This is a genomic window from Facklamia sp. 7083-14-GEN3 (genome assembly GCF_024742075.1).
Taxonomy (GTDB): domain Bacteria; phylum Bacillota; class Bacilli; order Lactobacillales; family Aerococcaceae; genus Facklamia.
The window spans coordinates 145,380-160,680 of sequence record NZ_JANSGD010000003.1; the positions used below are offsets into that span (position 1 = coordinate 145,380).

The window sequence follows — 15,301 nt, forward strand, 5'->3', positions numbered from 1 at the left end:
TAAAGGAGTGTTTCTATTTGAATCGAAAGACATTGACGATTGCTTTCGCCTATGTGGGAGTAGTCACAGGGGCGGGGCTGGCTTCGGGCCAAGAGCTACTGCAATATTTTATTAGTTTTGGTTCTATTGGCTTATTCGGCATATTCCTAGTAGGGCTCATGCATGCCTTAATGGGTGCTATTGTTATGCAATTAGGATCTTACTTCCAATCGGATCATCACAGCATAGTGCTGAGTGAAATCACATCTCCTTGGATCGAAAAGGTTTTAGACTGGGCGTTAATTTTTACTTGTTTTGTTATTGGTTTTGTGATGATAGCAGGCGCCGGAGCAAGTTTACAGCAGCAGTTTAATTTAAATAGCATTTGGGGTAGCGCCCTGTGTGTGTTATTAGTTTTAATTATTGGATCCTTTAATTTTAAAAAAATCCAACAAATCATTGGCTTTTTTACACCGGTATTAATTTCTTTTATCATTCTGGCTTTCTTCTATACTTTATTTAACTATCAGTATGATTTTGAAAAGATTGAAGTAGTGAGTCAAGAACTCAATCGACTGTTTCCTTCAATCATACTTTCTAGTTTAAATTATTTTTCAATGTGTTTCATAACAGGTTTTTCCATGGCGGTAGTTATCAGTGGTGACGCCCTGCGACCTCGCTTCGCTGGTCTAGGCGGTTTAATAGGGGGAATATTAGTGGGCTTAATGGGAATTGCCATTACTATCATTTTATTTATGCGAATTGAAGTGGTTAAAGACGCGGAAATACCCATGCAAATTATTTTGAATGAAATCCATCCAGTATTAGGTCTCCTTATGTCACTTATCATTTATGGAATGATTTTAAATACAGCGCTCAGTTTATTTTTTGCTTGTGCGCGTCGCTTATCTAGTAAGCATCTCGACAAGTTTTATACTTACTATGTAGTAGTCACTTTAGTAGGATTTGCGCTAAGTTTTTTAGGGTTTAAAGAATTAGTGGCTATCATGTATCCTATTTTAGGTTTTATTGGGATGGGACTGATTGCTATCATTATTACTGGTTGGTTGCGACACCGCCCATCCATTATTAAAGAACATCAAAGACGCAAGAAGATTCTTAAGCTAACTCATAAAAAATACAATCCATCCAAACTATTTAAACAAAAAGATGAAAATAAATTAGAAGATTTAGTGGATGCTTCGAACCTAGTCAACGAAGATTTAAAACAAAGTCTTAAAGAGCGAATGGATGATCAATATGATTAACTTCCTAAAACTAGCATAGAAAAATCTATGCTAGTTTTTTTATTAAAAGATTTTTAAAATATATGGGAAAATTAATTGACGGAAAAAAAACTACATGGTAAGATGATAAAGGTGTTTTTATTGACAGATACCTGAAATTCAGTCGTGCTGACTGCTATAGATTCACCCTGAAACGCAGTTTGAAATATTTTCAAGTCTGCGAAAAATTTATATTTATAAATGACACACTTGGATGTGTGGACTAAGAAAATAATGGAAGGAGGACTTTTGATGCCAACAATTAATCAATTGGTTAATAAACCTCGTAAATCAAAAGTAAGTAAATCAAATTCACCCGCATTAAACGTAGGTTACAACAGCTTCAAACGTTCTAACACAAAAACAATGTCTCCGCAAAAACGTGGGGTATGTACACGTGTAGGGACTATGACTCCTAAGAAACCGAACTCTGCTTTACGTAAGTATGCCCGTGTTCGTTTATCAAACCTTATGGAAGTAACAGCTTATATCCCAGGTGAAGGCCATAACTTGCAAGAGCACAGTGTGGTACTGATCCGTGGCGGACGTGTGAAAGACTTACCAGGGGTACGTTACCATATCGTTCGTGGAGCACTGGATACAGCCGGTGTTAATGACCGTAAGCAAAGCCGTTCTAAATACGGTACTAAGAAACCTAAATCATAATTATAACAATCACCGATTTTTCGAAAGGAGGAGTTTGAATGACTCGTAAAGGGAATATTCCTAAACGTGAAGTGTTACCAGATCCAATTTATAATTCTAAAGTAGTAACTCGTACAATCAACCGTTTAATGGTTGACGGTAAACGTGGAAAAGCATCATCTATTTTGTATAGTGCCTTTGATGTAATACGTGAACAAACAGGCCAAGATCCAATGGAGGTTTTCGAACAAGCCATTGAAAACATCATGCCATTATTAGAAGTTAAAGCTCGCCGTGTTGGAGGTTCTAACTATCAAGTACCAGTTGAGGTAAGACCTGAACGTCGTTATACTTTAGCGATTCGTTGGTTAGTGACATATTCTCGTTTACGTGGTGAAAAAACCATGGAACAACGTTTAGCACGTGAAATTATGGACGCAGCTAATAACACAGGTGCTTCTGTACGTAAGCGTGAAGATATGCATAAAATGGCAGAAGCCAATAAAGCTTTTGCACATTACCGCTGGTAAGATTTATAATGGTATTGTTAACTTAGAAATTCTTTGTTAACAGACAATGATTCAAAAAAGGAAAGAGGGGTAAATATACATGGGAAAAAGAGCATTTTCTCTTGAGAAAACTCGTAACATTGGAATTATGGCCCATATAGATGCTGGTAAGACAACGACTACTGAACGTATCTTGTATTATACCGGTAAAATCCATAAAATTGGTGAGACTCATGATGGTGGAGCTCAAATGGACTGGATGGAGCAAGAGCAAGAACGTGGGATTACCATTACTTCTGCTGCAACAACAGCTCAATGGAAAGAACACCGTGTAAATATCATCGACACACCAGGACACGTGGACTTTACGGTTGAAGTTGAACGTTCATTACGTGTATTGGATGGAGCAGTTGCCTTATTAGATGCTCAATCAGGAGTAGAGCCTCAAACTGAAACGGTTTGGCGCCAAGCTACTACCTATGGAGTACCTCGTATTGTATTTGTAAATAAAATGGACAAAATGGGAGCTGACTTTGAATATTCATTAAGAACTCTTCATGAGCGCTTAGACGCAAATGCAGTGGCTATGCAAGTTCCAATCGGATCTGAAGATGAATTCAAAGGAATTGTCGATGTCGTTCATAAGAAAGCATATATTTATAATAACGACTTAGGGACAGAAATTGAAGAAACAGATATCCCTGAAGAATATCAAGCAAAAGCTGCTGAATACTACACAACTTTAGTAGAAGCAGTAGCTGATACTGATGAAGAAATTATGATGGCTTATCTTGAAGGTGAAGAAATTCCTGAAGATGTTTTGAAAAAAGCTATCCGTAAAGCAACAGTTAATGTGGACCTATACCCAGTTTTCTGTGGTACAGCCTTCAAAAACAAAGGGGTTCAACTCCTATTAGATGGAGTTATTGATTACTTACCAAGTCCACTAGATGTTCCACCAATTATTGGTTTCGAACCAGGAACTGAAAAGGAAATTGAACACCATGCTGATGATAGCGAATCATTTGCAGCTTTAGCCTTCAAAGTAATGACAGACCCATTTGTTGGTCGTTTAACTTTCTTCCGTGTTTATTCAGGAACGCTTGAGTCTGGTTCATATGTTCAAAATGCGACCAAAGATTCACGTGAGCGTGTAGGACGTATTCTACAAATGCACGCTAACTCTCGTGAAGAAATCGCTGAAGTATTCTCAGGAGATATTGCTGCAGCTGTTGGTCTTAAGAATACAGGAACTGGTGATACTTTATGTGACCCAGATAACTTAGTTATTCTTGAATCAATGGAATTCCCTGATCCAGTTATCGAAGTAGCGATTGAACCAGATTCAAAAGCTGACCAAGATAAGATGGGCTTAGCCTTAGCTAAGTTAGCTGAAGAAGATCCAACCTTCCGTGCTTCAACTGACCATGAAACAGGTCAAACAATTATTGCCGGAATGGGAGAATTACACTTAGATATCATCGTTGACCGCTTGAAGCGTGAATTTAAAGTTTCAGCTACGGTTGGTGCACCACAAGTTTCATACCGTGAGACTTTCCGTGCTGCGACACAAGCTGAAGGTAAATTTGTTCGTCAATCAGGTGGTAAAGGTCAGTACGGTCATGTTTGGATTGAATTTGAACCAAATGAAGAAGGCGCTGGCTTTGAGTTTGAGAATGCGATTGTTGGTGGGGTTGTTCCTCGTGAATACATTCCAGCAGTAGAAGCAGGATTGAAAGATGCGATGGAAAATGGTGTCCTAGCAGGATTCCCATTAGTAGATATTAAAGCTAAGCTTTATGATGGATCTTATCATGATGTTGACTCTTCTGAAACAGCTTATAAAGTTGCTGCTTCAATGGCTCTTAAGGCTGCTGCTAAGAAAGCACAACCTTCAATCCTTGAACCAATGATGGCTGTTGAAGTAACAGTTCCTGAAGAATATTTAGGAGATGTTATGGGGCACGTGAACTCTCGTCGTGGACGTATTGAAGGTACTTCAACACGTGGAAATGCTCAAATTGTTAAATCATTCATTCCATTATCAGAAATGTTTGGATATGCAACGACTTTACGTTCTTCAACTCAAGGTCGTGGTACATTTACAATGCAATTTGACCACTACGAAGATGTTCCAAAATCAATTGCTGAAGAAATCATCAAAAAATATGGTGGATCTTCAGAAAATTAATCATAAGCAATAATTGTTTAAAAGAAGAAAGACCAAGGTTAAGGTAAATATCCGTTGAATTCACTTCAATATCTTTGGTATAATAATTTTGATAGATTGGATAATCTATAAACACTTAAAAATTAGGGGGATTTACTCAAATGGCAAAAGAAAAATACGAACGTACGAAACCACATGTTAACATTGGTACTTTAGGACACGTTGACCACGGTAAAACAACTTTATCAGCTGCAATCGCAACTGTATTAGCTAAAAATGGATTTGGTGAAGCTAAAGACTACGCTTCAATCGATAACGCTCCAGAAGAAAAAGAACGTGGAATCACAATCAATACTTCTCACATCGAGTACGAAACAGCTAACCGTCACTATGCGCATATTGACGCTCCAGGACACGCGGACTACGTTAAAAACATGATCACTGGTGCTGCTCAAATGGACGGTGCAATCTTAGTTGTATCTGCAGCTGATGGTCCAATGCCACAAACTCGTGAGCACATCTTATTATCTCGTCAAGTAGGTGTACCTTACTTCGTAGTCTTCTTAAACAAAGTAGACATGGTTGACGATGAAGAATTATTAGAATTAGTTGAAATGGAAGTTCGTGATATGTTATCAGAATACGACTATCCAGGAGATGACATTCCAGTAATCGCAGGTTCAGCTCTTAAAGCTTTAGAAGGCGACGAAGCTTATGAAGCTAAAGTATTAGAGTTAATGGAAGAAGTAGATGCTTATATTCCAGAACCAGAACGTGAAACAGATAAGCCATTCATGATGCCAGTCGAAGACGTATTCTCAATTACTGGTCGTGGTACAGTTGCTACTGGACGTGTTGAACGTGGACAAGTTCGTGTAGGTGACGAAGTTGAAATCGTTGGTATCGCCGAAGAAATTATGAAGTCAACTGTAACTGGTGTAGAAATGTTCCGTAAGATGTTGGACTATGCTGAAGCAGGGGACAACATTGGTGCATTATTACGTGGTGTTACTCGTGACGATATCGAGCGTGGACAAGTATTAGCAGCTCCAGGAACTATTACTCCACATACTAAGTTTGAAGCTGAAGTATATGTGCTTTCTAAAGAAGAGGGTGGACGTCATACTCCATTCTTCACTAACTATCGTCCTCAATTCTACTTCCGTACAACTGACGTAACTGGTGTTGTAGAATTACCAGAAGGAACTGAAATGGTTATGCCTGGTGACAATGTATCTATGACAGTAGAATTAATTCACCCAATCGCTATCGAAGACGGAACTCGTTTCTCAATTCGTGAAGGTGGACGTACTGTAGGTGCGGGTACTGTTACAAAAATTAATGCTTAATTAATTTATGAAGAAAAAAGCCAAGTAGTTTACTTGGCTTTTTTATTTACGTGGAATATTTGTTGTATCAACCATACTCGTGCTATACTTAAGATAATTAAAAATAAGAAAGGGGAATGATTATGGATTTAAATAATATAGTAAGTACTATTCCTGGAATAATAGGATCATTACTTTTATTAATAGCCGCACTGATTTTAGCTCATTTTGCTAGAAAATATGCGATTAAAGCCATGGAGAGTATTGACTTTGATTTAAAATTACAAAAATGGGGGTTAGCTAGAACCGATGAGGAGTCCAATGCCTTTTTAGAAACAATTGGAACCTTGTTATACTTTATTATTGTACTTTTCTTTGTCCCATTCATTTTAAATGGATTAGGTTTGGCAGGAGTCGTTGATCCGATATCTAATATGTTTGCTAAATTTTTTGCATATATTCCGAATATTATTGCTGCTGTTCTGATCATATTTATTGGCAATTTATTCTGTAAATTTGTTAAACAGTTAACTCAAAACTTACTCGAAGGTTTCAATTTAGATAAATGGTACAGTAAAATGACAGGTCAGGAAGAAAAAGAAAGAGTCAATGATGCTCATCTTGCTGAAGTGCTTTCTACTGTTGTTTATGTCTTAATTTTTATTCCGATTTTAACTGTGGCTTTAGAAACTTTGGGAATCCAAACTATTTCAGCGCCAATTGTAGGTGTGTTGAATTCGGTTATGTCAGCTATTCCTAATATTATTGTAGCAGTTATTCTAGTTTTTGTAGGTGGTTTCATTGCAAAATTATTAGGTGATTTATTAGAAAGTTTATTAAAAACATCTGGTATCGATCAGTATTCAAAATATTTGAATTTTAAAGGCGAAAACCACATTCAAATTTCAAGTGTGATTGCTCAAGTAGCTAAATCCTTATTACTTATTTTCTTCATTGTTGAAGCTATATCTGTTCTTAACTTAGAGGTTTTAAATGCTGTAGGTACTTCTATTATTGCATACATCCCGGATGTAATTGCGGCCGCGTTAATTTTAGCAGTCGGAGTAATAGGTGGCAATATTCTTGCTAGCTTCTTAAAAGAAGTATCAGGTAGTAAAGTGTTTGGAGAATTTGTTCGTTATGCCATTATCGTTTTAGCAATTTTCATGACATTGAATCAATTAAAATTTGCTCCAACGATTGTTAATGCCGCCTTTATCATCATTCTTAGTGCAGCCGCTGTTGCTTTTGCGCTTGCAGTTGGACTGGGAGGCAAGGAATTTGCAGCACGCCAATTGGAAAATATTGAAAAAAGTATTGAACACGAAGAAGAGGAACATCAAAGATTTTAATTAATTATTAATATAAAAAAGCTCGCTATTCTTAATTGAATTTGCGAGCTTTTTTATACTTTAAAATAAATCTTATTGAATGAGTCGATTGTAATGGCCAATAATTTGTTCCGCTAATTCTTCAATCGACTGATTCTCTACATTAATTACAGTAGCTCCCAGTCGATGATAGAGGTCATCTGCAAACATTAATTCTTGTTTGACTCTATCAAGTGAAGAGTAAGTAGCTTTTTCGCCTAAACCCATCATTTCAACTCTTTTTTTTCGAATATTTTGTATATATAAAGGTGAGGCAATCAAACCGAAGATTCTTCGAGAATCAGCTTGATAGATCTCATCAGGAATATGGACTTCCGGAAAAATAGGTAAATTGGCAACCTTATAAGACTTATTAGCTAGGTACATACTTAAAGGTGTTTTAGAAGAACGTGATACACCAAGTAAAACAATATCCGCTAATTCGAAACCTTTACGATTCTTACCATCGTCATACTTCACAGCAAATTCAATAGCTTGAATACGATCGAAGTAGTGATCATCGAGTCGGTGCAAGGTTCCTGATTTTTCAGTAGCTGACATATTTGTTTTTTGCGAAATAAGATTAAGTAAAGGATGGATTACATTATGATAATCTAATCCGTTCTTCTTTGAAAATTCACTAGCATAGTGCTCAAGTCTTTCATCAACTAAGGTTGTGATTAAAATAGCATTAACTTTAGCAGCCTCTTCAAGTATAGGTTTTAATTCATCCATAGTATTAATAAATGGGAATCTTTTTAGACCGATATTGGTTAACTTTGGGAATTGAGCTAAAGCAGCATTGGTTGCGCGTAAGGCCGTTTCACCGACAGAGTCCGAAATGACATAGAATTTGTAAGAATTTGTAACTGACATATTATTCCTCCGATTGGCTTAATTCAACCAGAAGATTCACAATATGAGTTTTTGATACTTTGCCGAGTATCTCATAGTCAGCGGTAACAATTGGCAGTGAATCAATCTGGTGTTCAGATATTAGACGTGCAGCATCAAGCACCGTTTGATCGGGTTGAGCGACAATAATATTTGGCATTCTGGTCATTATAATTGTTAAGGGAGTGTCCATTAACTGACCAATCGCTGACCGGAGTAAATCCTTACGCGACACGATACCTGCTAGTTTGTGGTCTTCTTCATCAATTACATATATGGAACCAGCATCATACATAAATAAGTGAGTAATTGCATTTTGGACTGTAGTATCAGGGGTGACAGTGATAGCCTGGACCATAATATCTTTAACGAGATACTCTGAAAAAGCTTCATATAACAGGGATTTTTCAGTTAATCCAGAATATATATAACCCACTTTTTGACGAGCATCGAGGATGCCCGTCATAGTTAAGACAGCGAAATCACTACGCAATGTTGATTTTGTTAAACCAAGCTTACTAGCAATTTCGTCACCGGTGATTGGTTCATTTTCTTTAACAATTGAGATGATTTCTTCTTGTCGGGGTGAAAGTTTCATAGTTCCCCTCCTAGTTATTTATTAAACATTTTTAATAGCACTTTGTGCAGCGGCTAATTGTGCAATTGGGACACGGTAAGGTGAGCAAGATACATATGAAAGACCTGCTTGGTGGAAGTGGTCAATTGAACGAGGGTCTCCTCCTAGCTCTCCACAGACACCAATTTTTAAGTTGTTTTTTACAGAACGTCCGCGATCTACTGCTATCTCAACAAGTTCTTTAACAGCATAAGTGTCAATGGTTTGGAAAGGATCATCTTTTAAGATGCCTTGTTCAAGATATTGGTTCAAGAATTTACCAGCATCATCACGTGAGTATCCAAATGTTAATTGAGTTAAATCATTAGTACCAAATGAGAAGAATTCAGCTTCGTTTGCTAATTGATCAGCAATTAAACAAGCGCGAGGTGTTTCAACCATTACCCCAACTGTAAATTCTATATTTATCTTTTCTTGCTCAAGAACATTTTCTAAATGCTCTTTTATTTTTGATTTTAAGTGAACTAATTCAGCTTGACTACTTACTAAAGGAATCATGATCTCTGGTTTAACTTTAACACTATCTTTTGCTACTTTCATAGCTGAGCGAATAACTGCTTCTGCTTGCATGATATATAAGTCAGGGTAAGACATTCCCATACGACAACCACGGTGGCCCATCATAGGGTTAACTTCCTTCATAGACTGTACCCGGTCACTCAATTCAGAAGCATCGATTTGAAGTTGTTTAGCAACTTGATTAATTTCATTTTGACCATGCGGTAAAAATTCATGTAACGGAGCATCCAATAAACGAACTACAACTGGTTTATCTTGCATTAACTCAAAGATATGAGAAAAATCTTCGGTCTGGAAATTACGGATAGCATCTAAACATGTTTGACGATCTGCGGGATTCTTGGCAAGTAGGAATTTACGAATCGCTATTAGACGATCTTCTTGGAAGAACATATGCTCAGTTCTAACTAGTCCAATCCCAACTGCACCAAAGCGCAAGCCATTTTCAATATCTGAAGCGGTTTCTGCATTCATCCGAATAGCTAATTGAGCATATTGACGAGACCATTCTAAGACTTTATCTAAGTCCTCATTTGCTCCGCCTGCAACCGTTGGAATTTCACCAATGTATAGACGGCCTGTAGTACCGTCTACAGAAATAACATCTCCTTCATTAAGTTGGCCACCAGGATAAGATAAAGTCTTCTTCTCTTCATTGATGTCTAATTCACTACAACCTGCTACACAGCATTTACCCATTCCACGAGCGACAACAGCCGCATGAGAAGTCATACCCCCTTGGCTGGTCACAATAGCATTAGCGGAGTTCATTCCTGCAATATCTTCTGGTGAAGTTTCGTGACGAACTAATATAACTGATTTGCCGGCATCTGCCCACTCTTTTGCAGTGACTGCATCGAAAACGATTTGCCCAGTTGCAGCACCAGGACTAGCTGGTAGTCCTAACTTAGAAATTAATTCTGCTTGATTTAAAGCGTTCGGATCAAAAGCAGGGTGAAGCAATGTGTGTAGAGATTCTGGATTAATAGTTAAGAGAGCTTTATCAGCTGTTAAGATGCCTTCGTTGACAAAGTCAACCGCAATTTTTACAGCTGCTTGAGCAGTCCGCTTACCGTTTCTAGTTTGAAGAATATATAACTTTTTATCTTCAATAGTAAATTCGATATCTTGCATATCGGAATAATGTTTTTCTAATTTGTCAGTTAATTCTAAAATTTCTTGATAAATTTCAGGGAATTGATCACGTAATCGATTGATTGAAACAGGTGTACGAATTCCAGCAACAACATCTTCACCCTGTGCATTGGTTAGATATTCACCATATAATTCGTGCTTACCGTTTGCTGGGTTGCGTGTAAAGAGAACTCCTGTACCCGATGATTCACCACTATTACCAAAGACCATTTCCTGAATGTTGACAGCTGTACCTAAGTCATCTGGAATATTATTTAAGCGACGATAGACAATAGCTCGTTGGTTATTCCATGATTTAAAGACTGCTTCTACAGCTGCGTAAATTTGTTGGTAAACATCTTGAGGGAATGGATGGTTCAATTCTTCTTGATAGACAGCTTGATAATCCTTAACGATTCCTTTAAGGTGGTCAGCTGTCAGTTCGTAATCATAGTGTAAATGATTATCTATTTTAACTTGATTAAGGATTTTTTCAAATTTACTCATATCGATTTCATAAACGACGTTCCCATACATTTGAAGCAGGCGACGATAACAGTCGTAAGCGAAGCGTTCGTTGTTGGTGATATGAGCTAATTTTAAAACATTCTCATCGTTAAGGCCTAAGTTTAAAATAGTATCCATCATACCTGGCATAGAAATTTTTGCTCCAGAGCGAACAGAAACTAACAATAATTTTTCTGGATCATTAAAAGTCTTGCCTGAGATAGCTTCAAGATGATTTACGGCTTGCGTAATTTCATCCTTAAGCTCAGTTTTTAATCCTTTAGACTCCTTTAAGTATTCTAAACACGCTTGAGTTGAGATGGTAAATCCTTGGGGTACTGGGAAACCAAGGGTAGTCATTTCAGCCAAGTTGGCTCCTTTTCCACCTAATAGATCTTTCATTTTGGCATTTCCTTCACCAAATGCATACACACGTTTCATCAGCAATCCTCCTAAATTTAATTAATGCAACTTATCATATTATATAATGCATACTATTAGTTGTCAATTATAAAAAAGATGTAAAATAAATTATTTTAACCGAGTATAACTTCAATGATGTCACACATTAAAATGTTCACTATACCTTTAAAGTCAATATATAATAAGGAAGTAAAAAATTGTCTTATTTCCAAGGGGATGTTAAAATTAAGAAGTAAAATTATATGTGAAAAAAATAATTTGGGGGAAGAAATACTTATGAAGATAATTATTATTGGAACAAACCATGCCGGAATAGCAGCGGCAAATACCTTGCTAGAAAATTATCCAGAACATGAAATTGTAATGTTGGAGCGTAATTCAAATCTGTCTTACCTAGGGTGTGGAACAGCTCTATGGGTTGGACGACAAATTGATGATTATAAGGGGCTTTTCTATACTAATGAGGAGGCTTTTGCAAAAAAAGGAGCCCGTATTTACACTGAAACTGAGGTTTCAAACATTGATTTTTCAAATAAAAAGGTATACGCTCAGAAAAAAGATGGCGAGAAGTTTGAAGAAAGCTATGACAAATTAATCTTAGCAACTGGATCGTTGCCAATTTCTCCAAAGTTTCCGGGATATGATTTGGAAGGATTACATTTCTTGAAATTATTCCAAGAAGGACAAGCGGTTGATAAAGCTTTGGCAGATGAATCGGCTAAAAATGTTTGTGTAATTGGCGCGGGTTATATCGGTGTCGAAATTGCTGAAGCTGCTAAGAGACGTGGGAAGAATGTTCGTATTTTTGATGCAGAAAATACATCGCTAGCTAGTTATTATGATCCAGAATTTGCGAAAATGATGGACGAAAACTTAAAGAATAATGGTATTTCGACGCATTTTGGTGAATTAGTTCAAGAATATATCGGTGATAATGGTAAAGTTATAGCAGTCAGAACTAATAAAGGGACTTATGATGCTGATGTAGTGATTAACTCTATTGGCTTCCGCGCCAATACTGAGTTAGGTAAAAATCACCTTGACTTATTTGAAGGTGGAGCATACCTTGTAGACCGTCATTTTAAAACATCAGATGATGATGTTTATGCGATTGGCGATTGTGCAAGCAATTATTCGAATGCCATTCAAGGTACAACATACATTGCCTTAGCGTCTAATGCAGTTCGCTCGGGTATTGTGGCTGCTCATAACCTTGCTGGCACAGAGTTAGAAGGAGCTGGTGTTCAAGGCTCAAACGGAATTAATATTTTCAACTTAAAATTAGTTTCGACCGGTTTGACGTTAAAAGCAGCTGAACAAGCAAATATTGATGTAGAATATGTTGATCATGAAGATACACAGTTTCCGGGTTTCATGCCTGAAAATCATCAAGTCAAAATCAGAATTATTTATGAAAAGGCAAGTCGTCGTATAGTAGGGACTCAGTTAGCATCAGATTACGATGTGTCTTTATTAATCCACATGTTCTCCTTAGCTATTCAAGAAGAGGTCACAATTGATAAGTTAGCATTACTGGATACCTTCTTCTTACCGCACTTTAACCAACCTTATAATTACATCACTGTGGCTGCTTTAAAAGCTAAAAAATAATTAGAGCAAGGCAAGACAATATCTTCTATATAATAAGGTAGCAATTATGATCCATTTAAAAAAGCTAGTAGTCCTTTTCAGCTTTTTCAAAGATTAAAAGCTACCTTTTTTTATTTGAAAAAACTTTAAACATAGCTTGCATTACCATAATATGTTCGGTATAATATCGGTTGTGTCAATTGGAGGGTTTTACCCAAAAATCAACACGAGCCCTTGAGAAAAGGGCGGCATGCAGTGAAACGAGAGGTTGTGACACGCTAGGCCGAGTTGCCAAGGGCTGGTTTGTTAGAAATTCTTGTGGAGCAAGTCACATATTTTATATTGACGAAGGAGGAAATAAAAAATGGCAAATCAAAAAATTCGTATTCGCTTAAAGGCTTATGAGCACCGTGCTCTTGATGTTTCTGCAGCGAAAATAGTTGAATCTGCTCAAAGAACAGGGGCTAAGACTTCAGGTCCAATCCCTCTACCAACAGATCGTACAGTCTATACCGTTATTCGTGCAACACACAAATACAAAGACTCTCGTGAGCAGTTCGAAATGCGTACACACAAACGTTTGATTGACATCGTTAATCCTACTGCAAAAACAGTAGATGCTTTAATGAAGTTAGACTTACCAAGTGGTGTGGACGTAGAAATCAAATTATAAAAAATAAAATAATGGAGGTGTACTCATGACCAAAGGAATCTTAGGAACTAAAGTCGGAATGACTCAATACTTTACAGAAAATGGCGAATTGATCCCAGTAACAGTTATCCAAGCTCCTGCTAACGTTGTTTTACAAGTTAAAACAGTTGAAACAGATGGCTATGAAGCAGTTCAAGTGGGATATCAAGATTTACGTGAAGTGTTGACAAACAAACCGCACAAGGGTCATGTAGCAAAAGCTAATGCTACTCCTAAGCGCTTCGTTCGCGAATTTCGTGATGTTGAGCTAGGAGATTATGAAGTAGGGCAAGAAATCACAGTTGAAACATTCGCAGTTGGTGATATCGTCGATGTGACGGGTACATCAAAAGGTAAAGGGTTCCAAGGTGCTATTAAGCGTCATGGACAATCTCGTGGACCTATGGCTCACGGTTCTCGTTACCACCGTCGTCCTGGATCAATGGGTATGGCATCAGATGCTTCTAAAGTATTCAAAGGTAAAAAATTACCTGGACAAACTGGTGGCGAGCGTATTACTATTCAAAACCTGGAAATTGTATCAGTAGATAGCGAAAACAATGTAATTCTTATTAAAGGAAACGTTCCAGGGGCTAAAAAATCACTCGTTGAAATTAAACAAGCAATTAAAACAGTTAAATAATATTTAAGAGGGGAGGAACGAGCAAATGCCAAAAGTTACATTATTTAAACAAGATGGAACACAAGCAGGAGAAGTTGAATTAAATAAAACGATCTTCGGAATCGAACCTAATGAAGCGGTAGTTTTTGAAGCAGTCGTAATGCAAAGAGCTTCACTACGTCAAGGAACTCACGCGGTAAAAAACCGCTCAGCCGTTAGCGGTGGGGGACGTAAACCATGGAGACAAAAAGGAACAGGACGTGCGCGTCAAGGTTCTACAAGATCACCACAATGGGTAGGCGGTGGAGTTGTCTTTGGACCAACACCTCGTTCATATAGTTATAAATTACCTAAAAAAATGCGTCGTTTAGCATTAAACTCTGTACTATCTCAAAAAGTGATTGATGAGAAGTTAACAGTTGTTGACGAATTAGTCTTTGACGCACCGAAATCAAAAGAATTCAAAGCAGTATTAAACAACTTAAATGTTGATAGCAAAACATTATTGATCTTAGAAGGTGCAAATGAAACAGCATACTTATCAGCACGTAACATTCCAAATGTAAAAGTGATTGATGATTTAAATGTGAATGTTTTAGATGTGATTAATGCGGATCGTGTTTTAATCACAAAAGCTGCGCTTTCAACAGTAGAGGAGGCTTTAGCATAATGCAATTATCAGAAGTTCTATTACGTCCAGTAATTACCGAGCAATCAATGCTAGCCATTGATGATAATAAATATACTTTCGAAGTTGACCGTCGTGCTAACAAGACTCACATCAAGCAAGCTGTTGAAGCAATGTTTGAAGGTGTTAAAGTAGCAAAAGTTAATACGATTAACGTAGATGGGAAAGCAAAGAGAATGGGACGTTATCAAGGTTTCACTCGTAAGTACAAAAAAGCAGTGGTTACCTTAACAGAAGATTCAAACCGGATCGAATTATTTGGCGAAGACGCTGAGTAATTCTTGAAAATAATAAAATAGGAGGGTAACG

Annotated in this window: 14 protein-coding genes; 11 read left to right on the forward strand and 3 right to left on the reverse strand. The window is 37.2% G+C overall.

Annotated elements, in window-relative coordinates:
* The first annotated feature begins 17 nt into the window (after positions 1 to 17).
* The 6 genes from NW240_RS06820 to NW240_RS06845 all read left to right on the forward strand — a co-directional run bounded on the left by NW240_RS06820 (position 18) and on the right by NW240_RS06845 (position 7,269).
* Entirely contained in the window at positions 18 to 1,247 is a 1,230-nt protein-coding gene (locus NW240_RS06820; RefSeq protein WP_258436773.1) for a hypothetical protein, read from the forward strand.
* A gap of 270 nt (positions 1,248 to 1,517) precedes the next feature.
* Positions 1,518 to 1,931, forward strand: a complete 414-nt coding sequence (rpsL, locus tag NW240_RS06825; protein ID WP_258436774.1) for a 30S ribosomal protein S12 — start codon at positions 1,518 to 1,520, stop codon at positions 1,929 to 1,931.
* A 38-nt stretch (positions 1,932 to 1,969) separates the two neighbouring features.
* On the forward strand, positions 1,970 to 2,440 hold the full coding sequence (gene rpsG / locus NW240_RS06830; RefSeq protein WP_090289529.1) for a 30S ribosomal protein S7: 471 nt from the start codon (positions 1,970 to 1,972) through the stop codon (positions 2,438 to 2,440).
* 79 nt (positions 2,441 to 2,519) lie between these two features.
* Positions 2,520 to 4,610, forward strand: coding sequence for an elongation factor G (gene fusA / locus NW240_RS06835; protein ID WP_258436777.1), 2,091 nt, complete (start codon positions 2,520 to 2,522; stop codon positions 4,608 to 4,610).
* Positions 4,611 to 4,750: 140 nt separating this feature from the next.
* Entirely contained in the window at positions 4,751 to 5,938 is a 1,188-nt protein-coding gene (gene tuf / locus NW240_RS06840; RefSeq protein ID WP_258436778.1) for an elongation factor Tu, read from the forward strand.
* Between the two features lie 122 nt (positions 5,939 to 6,060).
* Positions 6,061 to 7,269 carry a mechanosensitive ion channel gene (locus NW240_RS06845; protein ID WP_258436779.1) on the forward strand — a complete coding sequence of 403 codons (1,209 nt, stop codon included), beginning with the start codon at positions 6,061 to 6,063 and terminating at the stop codon, positions 7,267 to 7,269.
* A 72-nt stretch (positions 7,270 to 7,341) separates the two neighbouring features.
* On the opposite strand, the gene NW240_RS06850 is transcribed toward NW240_RS06845, so the two are convergent.
* The 3 genes from NW240_RS06850 to ppdK are packed head-to-tail and all read right to left on the reverse strand — an operon-like array spanning position 7,342 to position 11,419.
* The gene (locus NW240_RS06850; protein WP_258436780.1) at positions 7,342 to 8,163 is read right to left on the reverse strand and encodes a pyruvate, water dikinase regulatory protein; all 822 of its coding nucleotides are present in this window, start codon (positions 8,161 to 8,163) and stop codon (positions 7,342 to 7,344) included.
* A gap of 1 nt (position 8,164) precedes the next feature.
* Complete coding sequence (locus tag NW240_RS06855; RefSeq protein ID WP_258436781.1) at positions 8,165 to 8,779, reverse strand: helix-turn-helix transcriptional regulator; 615 nt, start codon at positions 8,777 to 8,779, stop codon at positions 8,165 to 8,167.
* A 21-nt stretch (positions 8,780 to 8,800) separates the two neighbouring features.
* On the reverse strand, positions 8,801 to 11,419 hold the full coding sequence (ppdK, locus tag NW240_RS06860; protein ID WP_258436782.1) for a pyruvate, phosphate dikinase: 2,619 nt from the start codon (positions 11,417 to 11,419) through the stop codon (positions 8,801 to 8,803).
* 258 nt (positions 11,420 to 11,677) lie between these two features.
* Here ppdK and nox point away from each other — a divergent pair, with 258 nt between their 5' ends.
* The 5 genes from nox (at position 11,678) to NW240_RS06885 (ending at position 15,270) form a co-directional block, all read left to right on the forward strand.
* A complete protein-coding gene (gene nox, locus NW240_RS06865) occupies positions 11,678 to 13,012 on the forward strand; it encodes a H2O-forming NADH oxidase (RefSeq protein ID WP_258436783.1) in 1,335 nt (444 codons plus the stop codon).
* Positions 13,013 to 13,355: 343 nt separating this feature from the next.
* Complete coding sequence (gene rpsJ, locus NW240_RS06870; protein ID WP_090289520.1) at positions 13,356 to 13,664, forward strand: 30S ribosomal protein S10; 309 nt, start codon at positions 13,356 to 13,358, stop codon at positions 13,662 to 13,664.
* A gap of 25 nt (positions 13,665 to 13,689) precedes the next feature.
* Positions 13,690 to 14,325, forward strand: coding sequence for a 50S ribosomal protein L3 (gene rplC / locus NW240_RS06875; protein ID WP_258436784.1), 636 nt, complete (start codon positions 13,690 to 13,692; stop codon positions 14,323 to 14,325).
* A 25-nt stretch (positions 14,326 to 14,350) separates the two neighbouring features.
* Positions 14,351 to 14,974, forward strand: a complete 624-nt coding sequence (gene rplD, locus NW240_RS06880; RefSeq protein ID WP_258436785.1) for a 50S ribosomal protein L4 — start codon at positions 14,351 to 14,353, stop codon at positions 14,972 to 14,974.
* Positions 14,974 to 15,270, forward strand: a complete 297-nt coding sequence (locus tag NW240_RS06885; protein ID WP_090289517.1) for a 50S ribosomal protein L23 — start codon at positions 14,974 to 14,976, stop codon at positions 15,268 to 15,270. The genes rplD and NW240_RS06885 overlap by 1 nt, the downstream gene beginning before the upstream one ends.
* The last annotated feature ends 31 nt before the right edge of the window (positions 15,271 to 15,301 follow it).

Coding starts and splice junctions, on each gene's coding strand:
- rpsL (WP_258436774.1), top strand. CDS start 1,518: ATGCCAACAATTAATCAATTGGTTAATAAACCTCGTAAATCAAAAGTA.
- rpsG (WP_090289529.1), top strand. CDS start 1,970: ATGACTCGTAAAGGGAATATTCCTAAACGTGAAGTGTTACCAGATCCA.
- fusA (WP_258436777.1), top strand. CDS start 2,520: ATGGGAAAAAGAGCATTTTCTCTTGAGAAAACTCGTAACATTGGAATT.
- tuf (WP_258436778.1), top strand. CDS start 4,751: ATGGCAAAAGAAAAATACGAACGTACGAAACCACATGTTAACATTGGT.
- NW240_RS06845 (WP_258436779.1), top strand. CDS start 6,061: ATGGATTTAAATAATATAGTAAGTACTATTCCTGGAATAATAGGATCA.
- NW240_RS06850 (WP_258436780.1), bottom strand. CDS start 8,163: ATGTCAGTTACAAATTCTTACAAATTCTATGTCATTTCGGACTCTGTC.
- NW240_RS06855 (WP_258436781.1), bottom strand. CDS start 8,779: ATGAAACTTTCACCCCGACAAGAAGAAATCATCTCAATTGTTAAAGAA.
- ppdK (WP_258436782.1), bottom strand. CDS start 11,419: ATGAAACGTGTGTATGCATTTGGTGAAGGAAATGCCAAAATGAAAGAT.
- nox (WP_258436783.1), top strand. CDS start 11,678: ATGAAGATAATTATTATTGGAACAAACCATGCCGGAATAGCAGCGGCA.
- rpsJ (WP_090289520.1), top strand. CDS start 13,356: ATGGCAAATCAAAAAATTCGTATTCGCTTAAAGGCTTATGAGCACCGT.
- rplC (WP_258436784.1), top strand. CDS start 13,690: ATGACCAAAGGAATCTTAGGAACTAAAGTCGGAATGACTCAATACTTT.
- rplD (WP_258436785.1), top strand. CDS start 14,351: ATGCCAAAAGTTACATTATTTAAACAAGATGGAACACAAGCAGGAGAA.
- NW240_RS06885 (WP_090289517.1), top strand. CDS start 14,974: ATGCAATTATCAGAAGTTCTATTACGTCCAGTAATTACCGAGCAATCA.